The organism is Shewanella sp. DNRA4, from assembly GCF_012843185.1.
Taxonomy (GTDB): domain Bacteria; phylum Pseudomonadota; class Gammaproteobacteria; order Enterobacterales; family Shewanellaceae; genus Shewanella; species Shewanella xiamenensis.
In genome coordinates, this window is record NZ_JABAIP010000007.1 from 120,659 (window position 1) to 137,110 (window position 16,452).

15 protein-coding genes are annotated in these 16,452 nt (G+C 46.3%); 13 read left to right on the forward strand and 2 right to left on the reverse strand.

All coding sequences use genetic code 11. The features are described from left to right. Position 1: 1 nt before the first annotated feature. Positions 2 to 985: a phenylalanine--tRNA ligase subunit alpha gene (gene pheS, locus HG547_RS09340; RefSeq protein ID WP_037417925.1), complete on the reverse strand. Its 984-nt coding sequence runs from the start codon at positions 983 to 985 to the stop codon at positions 2 to 4. A gap of 469 nt (positions 986 to 1,454) precedes the next feature. Between pheS and HG547_RS09345 the strand changes: the two genes are divergently transcribed. Both HG547_RS09345 and HG547_RS09350 read left to right on the forward strand, forming a co-directional pair. Continuing rightward, on the forward strand, positions 1,455 to 2,972 hold the full coding sequence (locus HG547_RS09345; protein WP_169547690.1) for a methyl-accepting chemotaxis protein: 1,518 nt from the start codon (positions 1,455 to 1,457) through the stop codon (positions 2,970 to 2,972). A 522-nt stretch (positions 2,973 to 3,494) separates the two neighbouring features. Beyond that, positions 3,495 to 3,785: a cytochrome c3 family protein gene (locus tag HG547_RS09350; RefSeq protein ID WP_037417920.1), complete on the forward strand. Its 291-nt coding sequence runs from the start codon at positions 3,495 to 3,497 to the stop codon at positions 3,783 to 3,785. A 230-nt stretch (positions 3,786 to 4,015) separates the two neighbouring features. On the opposite strand, the gene HG547_RS09355 is transcribed toward HG547_RS09350, so the two are convergent. Beyond that, positions 4,016 to 5,938 carry an ATP-dependent DNA helicase gene (locus HG547_RS09355; protein WP_169547691.1) on the reverse strand — a complete coding sequence of 641 codons (1,923 nt, stop codon included), beginning with the start codon at positions 5,936 to 5,938 and terminating at the stop codon, positions 4,016 to 4,018. 434 nt (positions 5,939 to 6,372) lie between these two features. Here HG547_RS09355 and HG547_RS09360 point away from each other — a divergent pair, with 434 nt between their 5' ends. The 11 genes from HG547_RS09360 (at position 6,373) to hisF (ending at position 16,374) form a co-directional block, all read left to right on the forward strand. Further along, entirely contained in the window at positions 6,373 to 6,843 is a 471-nt protein-coding gene (locus tag HG547_RS09360) for a DUF2059 domain-containing protein (RefSeq protein ID WP_055648367.1), read from the forward strand. 91 nt (positions 6,844 to 6,934) lie between these two features. Beyond that, a complete protein-coding gene (locus tag HG547_RS09365; RefSeq protein ID WP_169547692.1) occupies positions 6,935 to 7,387 on the forward strand; it encodes an acyltransferase in 453 nt (150 codons plus the stop codon). A 54-nt stretch (positions 7,388 to 7,441) separates the two neighbouring features. Then, positions 7,442 to 7,768 carry a hypothetical protein gene (locus HG547_RS09370; protein WP_037417911.1) on the forward strand — a complete coding sequence of 109 codons (327 nt, stop codon included), beginning with the start codon at positions 7,442 to 7,444 and terminating at the stop codon, positions 7,766 to 7,768. Between the two features lie 65 nt (positions 7,769 to 7,833). Beyond that, entirely contained in the window at positions 7,834 to 8,661 is an 828-nt protein-coding gene (locus HG547_RS09375; protein WP_169547693.1) for a hypothetical protein, read from the forward strand. Positions 8,662 to 9,307: 646 nt separating this feature from the next. Continuing rightward, positions 9,308 to 10,207: an ATP phosphoribosyltransferase gene (hisG, locus tag HG547_RS09380; protein ID WP_169547694.1), complete on the forward strand. Its 900-nt coding sequence runs from the start codon at positions 9,308 to 9,310 to the stop codon at positions 10,205 to 10,207. Positions 10,208 to 10,210: 3 nt separating this feature from the next. Then, a complete protein-coding gene (gene hisD, locus HG547_RS09385) occupies positions 10,211 to 11,512 on the forward strand; it encodes a histidinol dehydrogenase (RefSeq protein ID WP_169547695.1) in 1,302 nt (433 codons plus the stop codon). Positions 11,513 to 11,583: 71 nt separating this feature from the next. Further along, a complete protein-coding gene (gene hisC / locus HG547_RS09390) occupies positions 11,584 to 12,774 on the forward strand; it encodes a histidinol-phosphate transaminase (RefSeq protein ID WP_169547696.1) in 1,191 nt (396 codons plus the stop codon). Between the two features lie 82 nt (positions 12,775 to 12,856). Continuing rightward, a complete protein-coding gene (hisB, locus tag HG547_RS09395) occupies positions 12,857 to 13,948 on the forward strand; it encodes a bifunctional histidinol-phosphatase/imidazoleglycerol-phosphate dehydratase HisB (RefSeq protein WP_169547697.1) in 1,092 nt (363 codons plus the stop codon). Positions 13,949 to 14,095: 147 nt separating this feature from the next. Further along, positions 14,096 to 14,746: an imidazole glycerol phosphate synthase subunit HisH gene (gene hisH / locus HG547_RS09400; RefSeq protein WP_169547698.1), complete on the forward strand. Its 651-nt coding sequence runs from the start codon at positions 14,096 to 14,098 to the stop codon at positions 14,744 to 14,746. A gap of 135 nt (positions 14,747 to 14,881) precedes the next feature. Further along, positions 14,882 to 15,619 (forward strand): 1-(5-phosphoribosyl)-5-[(5-phosphoribosylamino)methylideneamino]imidazole-4-carboxamide isomerase, encoded by a 738-nt coding sequence (hisA, locus tag HG547_RS09405; RefSeq protein WP_169547699.1) that lies wholly within the window; start codon positions 14,882 to 14,884, stop codon positions 15,617 to 15,619. Then, complete coding sequence (gene hisF, locus HG547_RS09410; protein ID WP_047535524.1) at positions 15,601 to 16,374, forward strand: imidazole glycerol phosphate synthase subunit HisF; 774 nt, start codon at positions 15,601 to 15,603, stop codon at positions 16,372 to 16,374. The genes hisA and hisF overlap by 19 nt, the downstream gene beginning before the upstream one ends. The last annotated feature ends 78 nt before the right edge of the window (positions 16,375 to 16,452 follow it).

A 16,452-nucleotide genomic window follows, 5' to 3' on the forward strand; every position in this document is an offset into this window, starting at 1 on the left:
GTTATTTAAATTGCTTCAGGAAACGCAGGTCGTTTTCGAAAAACGCACGTAGATCGTTTACGCCGTAACGCAGCATAGTTAAACGCTCAACGCCCATACCAAAAGCAAAACCAGAGTATTTTTCTGGATCGATGCCCACGCTACGCAGCACATTTGGGTGCACCATACCGCAGCCTAACACTTCTAACCATTTGCCGTTTTTACCCATTACGTCCACTTCGGCTGAAGGCTCAGTGAATGGGAAGTAAGAAGGACGGAAACGCACCTGCAAATCTTCCTCAAAGAAGTTACGCAGGAAATCATGCAACACGCCTTTTAATTCGGCGAAGTTAACGTTTTCATCGACCAGCAAACCTTCCACTTGGTGGAACATTGGTGTGTGAGTTTGGTCGTAATCGTTACGATACACACGACCCGGTGAAATAATCCGCAGTGGCGGCTTTTCCGTTTCCATAGTACGAATTTGCACGCCCGAGGTTTGGGTACGCAGCATCAGCTTAGGATTAAAATAAAACGTATCGTGGTCGGCACGCGCTGGGTGGTGCTCAGAGATATTCAAGGCGTCGAAGTTATGGAAATCATCTTCGATTTCAGGGCCTTGTTTTACCGAAAACCCTAATTCCCCAAAAAAGGTTTCGATACGTTCAATGGTGCGAGTCACTGGGTGTAAACCACCGATTTCGATAGTGCGGCCAGGTAGTGTCACATCAATCTTTTCAGCAATTAATTTGGCTTCTAGCTCTGCACTTCTCAGGACGTCGATGCGCTCAGTTAATTTCTGTTGAATGGCCTGTTTCGCATCATTGACCGCCTGACCAAAAGCGGGTTTTTCTTCAGGACTTAAGCTGCCCATCATTTTCATCATGTCGGTGATCTTACCTTTCTTACCTAGGTAATCGACACGGATATCATCCAGTGCTTTTAGATCACTGGCCTGGTCAATAATGACTAAGGCTTGTTCTACGATCTCAGTTAACTGCTGCATTTTCTCTTCCACTGCATAGTCGCGCTTGATAAACAAGTGCTATGGGCGCCAAACTTTCAGGCTATTTCGGTGCTCAGGTTATCGGGCGTTAATGCCAGACGCTTTGCTAGCTATAACGAAATAAAGGAGAGAAATTTTACGCGAGCGAGCGGCATATTACTAGGGCTTATTCGGGGTTTTTATCATGTAAATTCATGTGTTATCCCAACAAACCTTCCAAGTTGATCGCCTTCGAAAGACATTTGTCGATTTTTACAGCAGTCACGTGATCACGCACTAACCACTGGCGACACATGTAACTAAACTGTAAACTTATGTTTGTACCTTGCCAAAATTGCTGCAAAACAAACAAAAATGCTGCAATTGGACAACAATAATACAAGCAACAGCTTACTAAGCAGAAAAACATAAAGTCTATGGCAAATCGACCGATATCCATTTGGTCACAGCCCAATTTATCGAGGCGCTAATGAAAGAAGTTAAATTTCGCTGGATAGATCAATACCTTATCCACATGACCTTAAAAACCAAATTTGCAATTCTCGCCCTAGTTCCGATGTTTATGATTGTGGGATTAGCGGTATTTTTAAATACTCAGTTTAGGGATACCCTGCTTGAAAGCCATTTGCATGGGCTCCAAGACACTTCCCAGAAAATCAATCAACTCGCCGCGCAGATTTCTAGCAAGCTACCCGAGCAAGAACGCCAAAATTTACCTAATCAGCTGAGCCAAGGCTTACAGAATGTTCAGATTGTTACAGTTTCTGAGGCTGATAGCCGCGCACAAACCCTTGCGCGCAGCGGTGGTGGTATTGATACCAGCAGTTCACCTAATCGGGCTGTTAGCTCGGTTAATGATCAAAATATGCTGACCATCATTCCCGTCGATGATCGTCAACTTAACGCCCTTTTAGCCGATGACAATATCTTAGTCTACAGCCTGATGGCAGTGCTGTTATTCGTGCTCTTCCTGTTTAGCTACTACATCTCTACCTTCGTTGGCGGTGCACTCTACACCACAGTCATGGCACTTAAACGCGCGGCGTCTGGGGATTTGACAGGCCGATTGAACTTCTTCGAAGTCAAAGATGAATTCAGCATCTTAGCTATCAGTATCGACACGCTAGTCGAGCGCCAGCACAACTTGGTGAAGCAGATAGCAGAATCCACCAGCAAGATCCGCGAAGTGGTTTCATCTTTTAGAAGTACGGCTCAGCAAGGACAAGCCCTTGCGGTCAATCAACGTCAGCACCTCGACTCCTTAGCCACGGCGATGGAAGAAATGACCGCTGCGGTAAAAGAAGTGGCACGCAATGCCGAACAATCCTCCGCCGAAACCCAAGAGGCGAATCAACAGGTCAATGCGGGTTCTAAGGATATTGAAACCACAGTAAGCGCAATTGATGTACTGTCGGATGAAATTTCTGCTGCATCGAATGCGGTCAATACCCTCAACGACAACGCCAGTAAGATTGATGAAGTCGTTTCAACTATTAATGCTATCTCGCAACAAACTAACCTACTCGCCCTCAATGCCGCGATTGAAGCGGCGCGTGCCGGCGAACAGGGTCGCGGTTTTGCGGTAGTGGCCGATGAGGTACGAACCCTCGCTGGCCGCACGCAAGCTGCAACGGTAGAAATTAAAGCCATGATTGAGTCGCTGCAACAAGGCACACGTAACCTCACTCAAGTGATGTCTCGCACCGTGAGTCAAGCAAGTGAAGGCAAACAGCATGTACTGCAAACGGGTAAAGATCTCGAGTCGATTGCCCACCATAGCAGCCGCGTGTTCGAAATGAGTGTGTTGATTGCCACGTCTGCGGAAGAACAATCGGCCGTAGCTAACGAAATCGCGACCAATCTGATGGAAATTCGCAATCAATCCCACGATGTCGAGCAATCGGCGAACCAATCGGTATCGGGTTGTGATGAGTTGCAAGCCACCGCGGGGCAATTGGACCAGCTGATGGTGGGTTTAAAAATCTAATCGTTGAAGAGCTAAGCAACAAGGGAGCCAAGCACCCTTGTTGCTTAAATAACGAATCGCCATCTGGTTAATCCCTAATTAATTCATTTCTATAATCTAGAATTCCTAAATAAATTAAAATAAAATCTAAATGTTAAAATTTAGATTTGGATTATCGAATTTATCACCCCCACAATAAAATCTTGATCATATTTTTAAACTAAAAAAGCATTCATCCATTCACCTTTGATAACGATCAACGTTTTGCCACCTTAAAAATCTATTATATATTCACGAAGCCAAGTTAAATCTCAAAAAACTATTAATTTAAGCTTAATAAACTCTGTTAAGCCCTAATGTATTTCAGTACACATTAATAATAAAACAGCGGTATAAGTTTCAAGAGAAATACTAATTAGACATTTAAAAATGCAATGTTTGCACATTGCTTATATTGCGCCACTAGCTCTTTATGATCGAATAAGAGCTTATTTGCTGGCTTGAGAATGATAATTTAACCCACAATAAAAGAAGGAAAATAACATGCTTAAAAAGATGATGCTCATGTGTGCACTGTGTTTCTCTACTAGTTTAATGGCGGCATCACTTGCCGACAGCCATTCAGAAAGATCAGACTGTGAATCATGCCATAAGGATAAAACACCTTCTGCGGATTATGTTTTTGAAAATGAGCAATGTGTATCATGCCATGGCGAAATGAAAACACTCGCAGGTGAAGCTCATACTAAGCATGATGGTGTTTTAACATGCACTAATTGCCATATCGCTCATGAAGAAAAAGCACCTGCTGATGCCTGCAAAGCATGCCATTAACTCACTAAAAATCTAAAGCCAAAAGCCGAAGAATAACTTGTTTTGAATGGAACCATTTGGCAGGATGCCACTTGACCCACCTCCAAGGGTGTTTGCCATCTATTGCTCACAGGTGGCATTTTTTATCCCCGTTTGTATCGCCTTAATGTATATCTAACAACTGAATACTTCGCTCATATTCCATAAAAATAAAAAAATTTAAGCATCCCAAGTAAACCATAAGACGAGTGTCAAGGTATTGTTCTCAAGAACGCCAAGGCTTTATCTAAATCACGGGTGCGCGCCATCGGCGGCAGGGAGTTTAAAAATGCCTGTCCGTAGGCGCGATTCACAATCCGATTATCACACAGGATTAATACGCCGCAGTCCTTTTCGTCACGGATCAAACGTCCAACCCCTTGTTTGAGCGCAATAATCGCCTGAGGTAATGACACTTGAGTAAAAGGATCGCCGCCCTGACGACTAATATTGTCGGCGCGGGCACGGTAAAGCGGCTCATCGGGCGAGACAAACGGCAATTTATCAATAATCACGCAGCTTAATAACTTGCCACGCACATCTACCCCCTCCCAAAAACTGCTGGTGCCAAGTAATACCGCATTGCCCAGTTGGCGAAACTTTGTGAGCAAGCTCTGTTTACCCGCTTGGCCCTGCACCAGCAACGGATATTGAGTCCGAGTTCGCAATGCCAACGCCGTTTGCTCAAGCATTTTATGGCTGGTAAACAAAATAAAGGTTCGCCCCTGCGCTGCCTCAATCGCTTTGACACATACATCGACTAACTGTTTGACTGCTTGCTGCTGATTCGCCACATTGCCCAGTTGCCTCGGCACACAAAATAACGCCTGACGCGGATAATCAAAGGGACTATCCAAAATATGCGCCTTGGCCTCACTGATCCCTAACTCCTTGGCAAAATGTCCTAGGCTGCGGTTCACTTGTAAGGTTGCCGAGGTAAAAATCCAGCTAGTATTGGCCACAAATAACTGCTGACATTCGCGGGCAATATTAATCGGTGAAATCCGTAGCATCACAAAACGGCTACCAAATTCAACACTATAGGCAGCCTGTGGATTGTCACATTGGAAAAACTGATTGAGCTTATGGTTAAGGTCCGCCAGTTTAACGGCAATATCATCTAATAACTCACTGCGCCCCACATGGGCGAGCAAGAGTTTTTGCAGCGCGGTTAACTCTGCGAGTAAATCCCATGATGCTAGCGCAATTGACTTATTGCCAAGCAGCATTCGCCAATCCGACTCGGCAATCGAAAACAATCCATTATGCCAGTCACTCAATTTGGCTAAACAACGCTGACAAAATTGGGCAATCTGCCCCGTATCGCTGAGCTCAGTTTGATAAATCTGCAATAACTTTTGCAGGTAGTCATCAATAGTGCGACTCGAGGATTGCTGGCCAAAATAACTGACGCAGATATCCGGCAGCAAATGCGCTTCATCGAAGATCACCACATCGGGATCGGGTAATAATTCAGCAAAGCCTGTGTCCTTTAACACACTGTCTGCAAAGAATAAGTGATGATTTACGACGATGATTTTCGCATCCATCGCGCGGCTGCGAGCCTTACGGGTAAAACAGGCATCATAAAATTCGCAGCGCTGGCCAAGACAGGTCTCTTTGGTACTGACGACTAAGGGAAGCGCGGGAGAATGTTCAGGCACTGAGGTTAAGCCACCAATATCGCCGTCTTTACTCATGCCCGCCCATTGGTTGATTTTGAGTAAATCGTCCAATAATCGCGCCTCAATATGGCTGGCCTCCTGCATCTGCCTATCAAGCCGATACTGACACAAATAGTTATTGCGACCTTTTAATAGCGCAAGCTTGGGCGCAATCCCAAGCATAGATATCAATGCGGGTAAATCCTTTAAAAACAATTGTTCCTGCAAGTTTTTACTGCCAGTACTGACAATCACTTGTTTGCCACTTAACATAGCGGGAATTAAATAGGCGAAGGTTTTACCGACCCCTGTACCCGCTTCGATCAGTGCATTGCCCTTACTCGCAATCGCTTCACTGATGATTTGCGCCATATCAACCTGACTCTGACGCGCACTGAACCCTTGAATATGCGTAGCGAGCACGCCATCGTTGGCAAAAGCGCGCAGCACCTCATTCGTCAATCTGCTCATCGAACGAGGAGCATCAAGCGACTGCTGATTTGATTGCTGATGTTTAGCTTGCCGCGGAGCTGAGCGTCGAGAGTGAGTCAATGGCGAGCGAGTTCCTATAAAAACGATTCAAAAAAGCGGGTTGTGGGTTAAGGCGTTAGCCTTCGCTAAGAAGCATAACGCTGTTGCCGCAGTGTAATTAAGCCCGCCTGATAATACCAATAGTTTTAATCTAGCGCCGAGCTTCTTGAGCTAAAACATGGAGTAGCGTAGTTTAAATGATTTAACAACCAAAGGCTTAACTCAACTTTTCTCCGATTGCTTGCTAAGTGATAAGCTGCTAAGTTGCGTTAATGATTGTGCTAATGACTTAATTTTGCACGAAGCTTCAATTATGGATATATAACTCAATTAAGGTTTACGTTTATAAACGTTGAGATGATTAAGGATATAAAATGAAAAAGTTCCAATTATTACCGTTAATGTTATTTATTTTATCTACTCCCGTAGTAGCGCAAGAAGCACCAATAGATGAAATGTTTAGAGTGATGTCAATCGATAAACAAATGGCTGGTGGATTTGAAGCTATGTTACCAATAGTAGACCAAATAGCCACCAACTATAAATTAGATAATAAGGCTAAAGAAGAACTTAAGGGTATTTATAGAGCATGGTTTAATGAAGATGTTGATCGTCCCAGAGTGATAAACGAATTAAAAAAACAGTACTCTGAAGCTTTCACAAATGAAGAAATCATTAAAATAACCCAATTTTATCAAACTTCTACAGGTAAAAAACTCTTAGAAAAAACGCCACAATTGATGCAAACTGGAGCACAAATCGCCATGCAAGAAGCACAAACAAAACAATCTAAATTAATTGAGCGTATTAGACCTTTTCTCGCAAAGCATGGAATTAAAGAATAAAGCTATAACAATTATCTGAACATGAGGTCTGACATTACGAGACGTGTACCAAGCTACGCACTCAGTGGTAAGCATTAGGCGGAGATTAACCATGCCAACGACCTTATCCTTGTCACAATATGTGAAAAAGCGAAATGGTGTTCCACTGGGTGCCAGTCACTCGATGAGGAATATGCTATCACGCGCCCTGGGTGCTAAGTCATTCCCCATTTTTTGGCATTATTGGAATCCGATTTGGGGTTATTATTTATCCCGCAATGTTATGCGCCCTATCAGTCAGTTTCTGCCGATGTGGCTCGCCGTACTAGTCACCTTTTTGGTCAGCGGTGCACTACATGATCTTGCTGTTGCTCTGGTTAAACGGCAAACCATATTCTTTTTTACACCTTGGTTTGCCATCATGGGAGTTATAGTGATTGCCTCAAATAAATATCGCCTTTCCTACGGTACATTACCTTGGATTATGCGGGCTTTGATTAATTTACTGTTTATTTTCTCATCATTTGCGTTAACCGAATTCATGCTAGGTCTATTGAATCCTTAACCAAAATTCACTCGCCATAATGATGTAAATGAAGCTCGCTCAAAAGGATATTTCATGCGATTAACATTAACCTTGGAAACCCTATTATCCCAACTAGGTTCTTTTTCGTGGCACTTGGATGTGTACAAAGCCCTAGAACAACCATTAAGTCCCACAATGTCGGTGTTAATCATTGACGATGAGCTTGAAGAAGAACGCGACCAACAGGATGAGCCTCTCTACCCGCAAACTCAAGGTTATCAATACTTTTTAAGCATTGCGGATTTGCAAAGCATCAAGGCTAATTTAGTGCAACAGCTGCCACATGCTACCTTGCATGACATAATTCATGCTGTCAGTTATTACTATCAAAACGATGCTTATATGAATTTAGAGAGCTAACCGCTTTAATTGCGCTTTTATAAGATAAATTAAAACAATTGTTAAAGGATAAAATAGAATCAGCTATGGATAAAAAAGCAAAAAGGATTTTATTCTCCACCTATTGGAAGAATGGTTGGATTGACGTAAAAAACAGAAGTATCTCCGATCCCGACTTTATCTATGCCAAATCGAAAGGATTAATGTTTGAGCCTTTAACTATCTGCCACGATGAATGCATCCTTGCCATCACATCGCTAGTTAGAGGCATTTCGCCAGCACAAGTAACAAAAGGATTTTTAAGCAGTTTAACCTCTAGGCGATTGGATTGGCGCTCATCCCTTGCATCCTATGCGATCGCCCAAAAAATCCCATTTCATCAATACACACCTGTCATTTCAGGCTCTTCTTATAAGGATGGCAAACCAACTGCACACTCCTATACCTGCGGCATTTGCCGAGACAGTCAATATGGCATCAGAGGAAGCGAATCCTATATCGAGGTGGATATTAACGTATTCAATTTCGAGCGTATAAAATGGGGCGGCGTGCGCCATGGGGATATTTTGTATACCTATTTTGATTTAAGCCAATTTATTAATGCCCATCTTCCAGAGCCGACGTCAGAAGATATGGCCTGTTTTAGGGAGATCTTAACGATTATCGAAACGTCAGACCCGAGCGATTATCCCAGTACACTAGAGAAAAGATTAGCGAATGTGATTAAGTCGAGTAAAGCTGAGCGACAAATATTAATCGAAATATTAGCCAGTCTGGGAATATTAAAACCCAATACTGTCGATAGACAACGCCAAGGCAAAAATGACTGGGTATTTGCCGAATATTGGCGTGGTGAAGACAAATATTGCCAACAAACAGTTGATCGCCTGTTTGGAGAATATTTAACACGGTAAAAGGCATGTCACGCGCTAATCCTGCATTATCGCTGTGACTGACACTTAGCAACAACCGCCAGTCTAGATTGAACGCTGTTAGACAAGATTTACCATACTTACCGCCAGCCGAATTTGTCTAAATGCAGCATCGGCTTTGTGCCTATCCCCTAATTCACCCCTCCTTGCGATAAGCAGATTATCGTCCTGCGACCACCAAGATGAAACATTTTCACAAAACGCATAAATATTCTTATTTAGTTAAAATTAGCTGTTGCAAACGGCACAGAAAGCGGTTAGCTTAAAAAAACGTTCGATGGATAAGTATCCACCAACACCAAATTCAACAGAATCACAGAGTATAGAGAGTCATATGAGCCAACTACTGAACGCTATCCACCATCACCACCATATGCGGTAGCCTTCGGACGCTCACTGCCGAAGGACTATATCCTTCTGGCGGACTGATTCAAAGATGATCATAAACCCCTGGAAGGAATTCCGGGGGTTTTTGCTTTTGGGCTTTTTAACTAACGATTTAATAGATAATTAGTAATTAATTTCAATATGTTAACCGCCACATTTACTGGCGGTGCCGATAAACCAGTTAAAGCGTGAAACGAAAGAATATCATTTTGAATTTGTTAACTTTGAGCGAGATAAAATTATGACTGAATCAAACCGTTTACGTATTGCCATTCAAAAATCGGGTCGCCTATCAACCGACTCTCAGCAATTACTCAAGAGCTGCGGTGTTAAGTTTTCCATTAACGAACAACGTCTTATCGCACACGCAGACAACATGCCTATCGATTTACTCAGAGTACGTGACGATGATATTCCAGGACTGGTGATGGATGGCGTGGTCGATTTAGGCATTATTGGTGAGAACGTGCTCGAAGAAGAGCAAATCGAACGCCAAACCCTAAATAAACCAGCTGAATATGTAAAATTACGCCAATTAGATTTTGGCGCCTGTCGTCTCTCGTTAGCCGTGCCAACCGAATTTAGCTATGCCGATGCCTCATCCCTAGAAGGCTTGAGAATTGCCACCTCCTACCCCAATCTGCTGCGCCGTTTTATGCAACAAAAAGGCATAAATTATCGCGATTGTATGTTAAAAGGCTCGGTTGAAGTTGCACCGCGTGCAGGGCTTGCCGATGGCATTTGTGACTTAGTCTCCACTGGCGCAACCCTTGAAGCCAATGGTTTATACGAGACTGAAGTCATCTACCGCTCCATGGCCTGCATTATTCAATCGACCCAAACTCAAACGCCGAGCAAACAAGCCTTAATCGATCGGATTTTATCCCGCGTAAACGGCGTGATCCGCGCCCGTGAAAGTAAATATATTTTACTGCACGCGCCCACTGAAACCCTAGATCAAATTGTCGCCCTGCTGCCCGGCGCCGAAAACCCAACAGTACTGCCATTAAACGACGATACTAATCGAGTGGCCATTCACGCCGTGAGTACCGAAGATTTATTCTGGGACACCATGGAAGAACTCACCGCGCTCGGTGCCAGCTCAATCCTCGTCATGCCAATTGAAAAAATGATGGGGTGATCTATGGATATTTTGACTTGGGCAGCGTTATCCACCGATGAACAAAAAGCCGCGCTCCAACGCTCACCTTTAATTGGTGACAGCGGCTTAGAACAACGTGTTCGGGCAATTATCGATGCCGTTGCTAGCCGTGGCGATGCAGCATTGAAAGAGTTTAATCAAAAGTTTGATGGCTTTAATAGTGCAAATATCGACAGTCTGCGTTTAAGTGAAAGCGAGATTAGCGCCGCCAGCGCGCGGGTATCGCCCGAACTTAAAGCCGCCATTGCCCAAGCGATGGCCAATATTGATGTGTTCCACAGCGCGCAGCAATTTCGCCCCATCGACATTGAAACCCAAGCGGGGGTTCGCTGCGAGCTTCGTAGCGAACCGATTGAAAAAGTCGGTTTATATATTCCCGGTGGCAGCGCCCCATTAATCTCAACCGTACTGATGTTGGCCCTACCTGCCAAAATTGCTGGCTGCGAAAAACGCGTATTGGTGAGTCCGCCGCCGATTAACGATGCAATTGTGTATGCGGCAAACGCCTGTGGGATCACCGAAATCTATCAAGTGGGCGGCGCGCAGGCCATTGCCGCACTGGCCTTTGGCACTGAAACGATTCCCAGCGTCGATAAGATTTTTGGCCCAGGCAATCGTTATGTCACCGAAGCCAAGCGCTTAGTCTCGCAGGACGGTCGCTGCACTGTATCTATTGATATGCCCGCAGGCCCTTCCGAGGTATTAGTGATTGCCGATAGCGATGCCAATGCGCAGTTTATTGCCGCAGATTTACTCTCGCAAGCAGAGCATGGTCCAGATTCGCAGGTCATTTTAGTCACGGATTCTGAGCCATTAGCACAAGCTGTGAATCAAGCACTCGAGTCACAACTGGCCGCTCTGCCACGCCAAGAGATTGCCGCAACTGCCCTAAACAGTAGCCGCACCATTTTAGTCAAAGATATGCTGGAAGCAGCACAGGTATCGAATCGTTACGGGCCTGAACACTTAATTATTCAAACCCGCTTCCCACGGGACGTACTAAATCATATTCGTGCCGCAGGCTCAGTGTTTTTAGGCGCCTATACACCTGAATCGGTTGGAGATTATGCCAGTGGAACTAACCATGTATTGCCGACTTACGGTTACAGCCGCGCGGTATCGAGCCTCTCCTTGGCCGACTTTAGCCGCCGCTTTACGGTGCAAGAACTCAGTGCCAAGGGCCTACTCGGACTCGGGCAAGCGGTGATGACCCTTGCCAGCAATGAGTTACTCGATGCCCATAAAAATGCGGTCGCGATACGCTTAGCCAGTCTTAAGGACTGATAGTAGCAAGACGAAATAACAGTACGCTTCAGCGTTAATGAAAGCCGTAGCAAGACTTAGGATGATATAGGATGAGCCAAGTACCAATTAGCCAAGCGCCAACGAGCAATGTGCCAGTAACAAAGGTTCCGAGCGCCAATAGCGCCAGCAACACTCTCGATAACAATACTCTCGATAACACAAGCATCGAGCCAACAACCCTTGCCGCCCGTCTTGCGCGGCCCGAACTGCTCGAGTTAACACCGTACCAAAGTGCTCGCAGGCTCGGTGGTCGTGGGGATATTTGGATCAACGCTAACGAATCGCCCTTTAATAATGTGGCCGTCGGCGAACTCGATTTATCTAAGTTAAATCGTTACCCCGAGTGCCAACCGCCCGCGTTAATCAATGCCTATAGCCAATATAGCGGTGTAGTGGAAAGCAAAATTGTCGCCAGTCGCGGCGCCGATGAGGCCATCGAGCTACTTATTCGTGCCTTTTGCATCCCAGGCATAGATTCCATTGCGACCTTTGGGCCCACTTATGGCATGTACGCCATTAGCGCACAAACCTTTAATGTAGGCGTTAAGGCATTAAGCTTAAGTGCTGAATACGGTCTCCCTGCCGACTTTGCAACGGCCACGCGCGGCGCTAAGTTAGTGTTTATCTGCAATCCCAATAACCCAACTGGCACTGTGATTGATAAGGCGCGCATAGAGCAAGCCATCCAAGCCCTACCCGACTCCATTGTCGTGGTCGATGAGGCTTATATCGAATTTTGCCCAGAATATAGCGTCGCGGATTTACTCGAGTCTTACCCAAATCTCGTTGTACTGCGCACCCTCTCAAAAGCCTTTGCCTTAGCAGGCGCGCGCTGCGGCTTTTTGCTTGCCAATGAAGAAATTATCGAAATCATCATGCGGGTAATTGCGCCCTATCCCGTGCCATTGCCCGTAAGTGAAGTGGCCGTGCAAGCGCTCTCAGCTGCTGGGATTGCGCGGATGAAAACCCAAGTCAAAGCGCTCAATACTCAGGGAGAGCGACTCGCGGCGGCGCTGAATTTGTACTGCGAGCAATGGGGCGGCGCCGTGCTAAAACCTAATGGCAACTATGTCTTAGCCGAGTTTGACGACGTAGCAACAGTGGCACAGCTGCTTATCGACAATGGCATTGTCGCACGAGCCTATAAGGACCCAAGGCTGGCAAAAGCCATTCGTTTTAGCTTTAGCTCTCAGGCTGACACCGACCGCTTAGTGTCACTCTTTGAATCGCAAAAGCTGTGAGCTTTGGGTGCAAGTCTTATAACAGCATTGGCCTAATAGACTGATTTTATAAAGATAACAAACTGAATTGAAAGGTAGCAGCATGAACCCAGTATTTACCCCAAATGTCGCCCAGAAAATACTTTTTATCGACCGCGATGGCACCTTGATTGAAGAGCCCATCACCGACAAACAGGTCGATAGCCTCGCCAAACTGGTATTCGAGCCCCAAGTGATCCCCGCCTTATTGCGCCTGCAAAAAGCCGGTTTTAAGTTGGTAATGGTCAGCAATCAGGATGGACTCGGTACCCCTTCCTTCCCGCAGGAAGATTTCGATGCGCCGCACAATATGATGATGCAAATCCTGTCTAGCCAAGGGGTTAAGTTTGAAGATGTGCTCATCTGCCCACACTTTAACGATGAAAATTGCAGCTGCCGTAAACCTAAACTGGGACTTGTAAAAGACTTTTTAACCCAAGGCAACGTCGACTTTACCCAGTCCGCCGTGATTGGTGACAGACACACAGATGTGGAGCTGGGTAATGCCATGGGGATTAAAAGCTTTCAATATCAGCGTGGCAGCCTAGGCTGGGACGCGATTGCCGATGCCTTACTCAATAAGGGCCGCACCGCGACTGTGGTACGCACCACCAAGGAAACCGATATTCGCGTGACTGTCGATCTCGACAATGCCAGCAAAGGCGCCATTAACACTGGCATTGGATTCTTCGACCATATGCTGGATCAAATCGCCACCCACGGGAATTTCAAAATGGAGGTGAATGTCGATGGCGATCTTGAAATAGACGATCACCACAGCGTTGAAGACACGGCATTGGCAATTGGGGATGCGCTGCGCCAAGCACTGGGCGATAAACGCGGTATTGCCCGCTTTGGTTTTAGTTTGCCGATGGATGAGGCCAAAGGCGAATGCTTACTCGATCTTTCCGGCAGGCCTTTTATTAAATTCGCCGCCCAATTTGAACGTGAAAAAGTCGGTGAAATGGCAACCGAAATGGTACCGCACTTTTTCCGATCTTTTGCCGATGGCCTACGCTGCACCCTACATGTGGCAGCAGAAGGAGACAACGATCACCACAAGGTCGAAGCGCTATTTAAAGTGCTTGGTCGCGCGCTGCGTCAGGCCGTAAAAGTCGAAGGTGATGTGTTGCCATCGAGTAAAGGCGTGCTCTAACACCGCGCTAAAACATTTGTTATCTGCTTCTTGACTGAAAATAGGTACGTGAGCAAATAACATAAAGCCTGATGATTTTAACGAGGGGCAGTTTCGGGAATGCGGCGACAAACCGCTTCCCCACTGACCCATCAATAGGAAAACCCAATGTCAGCAAACATAGATGAATTTGATGTTGTCATCATAGACACAGGTTGCGCCAACTTAAGTTCGGTCCGTTTCGCCTTTGAGCGTCTCGGCGCTAAGGTGTTAGTCACCGATGACAAAGCCAGCATTAAAGCCGCCAAACGGGTGGTACTGCCAGGTGTCGGCAGCGCTGGCGCTGCGATGGCTTTATTAACGGAAAAAGCCTTAGTCGAATTAATTCAAGGGTTAACTCAACCCGTGCTGGGCGTCTGTTTAGGGATGCAAATGCTTACCCTCCTCTCTAAAGAACGCGGCGGCCAAGCGCAGGATTGCCAATGCTTAGGCATTATTCCAACCGAGATTGACGAGCTAGACCGTCAAACGCTTAAGGCCGAAGGTTTACCTCTGCCGCACATGGGTTGGAACCAACTGACCTTTAGTAATCCGTCTCAGGTTCACCCGCTGTTTGCCGGTGTTCCAGCCGGTAGTTACGTGTATTTTGTGCACAGTTACCGCGCACCATTAAGCGACTACACCTTGGCACAATGCCGTTATGGTGAGGACTTTAGCGCCGCCATCGGTAAAGACAACTTTATGGGCGTGCAATTTCACCCCGAGAAGAGCGCCGCCGTGGGCGCACAAATCCTAGGTAACTTTTTAAAAATGCAATAAATGCAATCGCTTATTAGCTTTTGACTGAGCTAAGTTTTGGGGCGCTAAGTTTGGCTGAGCCACCACTATTTTTCAGCCACAACATTCAGCAATAAAGCGCGGCAGCAAATGCACACAAGGAATTAAGGACAACAGATGATCATTCCAGCAATTGATTTAATTGATGGCAAAGTAGTTAGGCTCTACCAAGGGGATTATGGGCAGCAGACCACCTTCGATTTAAGCCCACTGGCCCAGTTGCAATCCTATCAAGACCAAGGGGCAAACTGGCTGCATATCGTGGATTTAACTGGCGCCAAAGATCCTGCTAAACGCCAAACAGCTTTGATTGCCAAGCTGACAGCAGGACTTAACGCCAATATTCAGGTGGGCGGCGGGATCCGCACTGAAGAGCAAGTCGCCGAGTTATTATCCCTTGGGGTTAAACGCGTGGTGATAGGCTCGCTCGCCGTCAAAGAGCCCGAGTTAGTCAAAGGCTGGTTTAACAAGTTTGGCAGCGAGGCAATTTGCCTCGCACTGGATGTGAATATCAATCAGAGCGGCGAGAAAATCGTCGCGGTTTCTGGCTGGCAAAGCGGTGGAGGTAAGAGTTTAGAATCTATCGTTGAAGACTTTAGCCAAGTGGGACTTAAACATGCGCTAGTAACTGACATCAGCCGTGATGGCACCCTCACAGGCGCCAATACCGCACTCTACCGTGAGCTATCCAGCCGCTATCCCGATATCGCGTGGCAAGCCTCTGGCGGCATTGCCACCCTTGAGGATGTTGCCGCCGTCAGAGACTGTGGTGCTGCGGGGATCATTATCGGTAAAGCTTTACTTATCAATCAGTTTAATGTGGCGGAGGCAATCCAATGCTGGCCAAACGAATAGTCCCCTGTTTAGATGTGAAAGATGGCTGCGTGGTCAAGGGCGTACAGTTTCGCAACCATGAAATTGTTGGGGATATAGTGCCACTCGCGGCGCGTTATGCCGCTGAGGGCGCCGACGAACTGGTGTTTTACGATATCACCGCCAGTGCCCACGACCGTGTAGTCGATAAGTCTTGGGTGAGCCGAGTGGCGGAGCAAATCGATATCCCCTTTTGCGTCGCCGGCGGCATTAAAACCATCAGTCAGGCCCGTGAGTTACTGGCCTTTGGCGCGGATAAAATTTCGGTCAACTCACCTGCCCTTAGCGATCCGAGTTTAATCTCACGCCTACAGGATGAATTTGGCCGTCAATGTATCGTGATCGGCATAGACTCTTTTTATGATGCGGCAAGCGACAGTTATAAAGTGAAGCAATTCACTGGTGATGAAGCCGCCACCAAAGAAACCGCTTGGTACACCCAAGACTGGGTTGAGGAAGTACAACAACGCGGCTGCGGCGAAATCGTGCTCAACGTGATGAACCAAGATGGTGTGCGCGGTGGCTATGATATCAAACAGTTAAGCCTAGTACGCCAGCTGTGCGACGTGCCCTTAATCGCCTCGGGCGGCGCTGGCACTATGGCGCATTTTCGCGATGTGTTTATCGATGCGAAGGTGGATGCGGCGCTGGCGGCCAGCGTGTTCCATAAAGCCATTATCAATATCGGCGAGTTAAAACAATATTTAGCGGCCGAAGGCATCGCGATTAGACGCTAGAGCGGTTCTAGGTTCTAGGTTCTAGGTTCTAGGTTCTAGGTTCTAGGTTCTAGGTTCTAGGTTCTAGGTTCTAGGTTC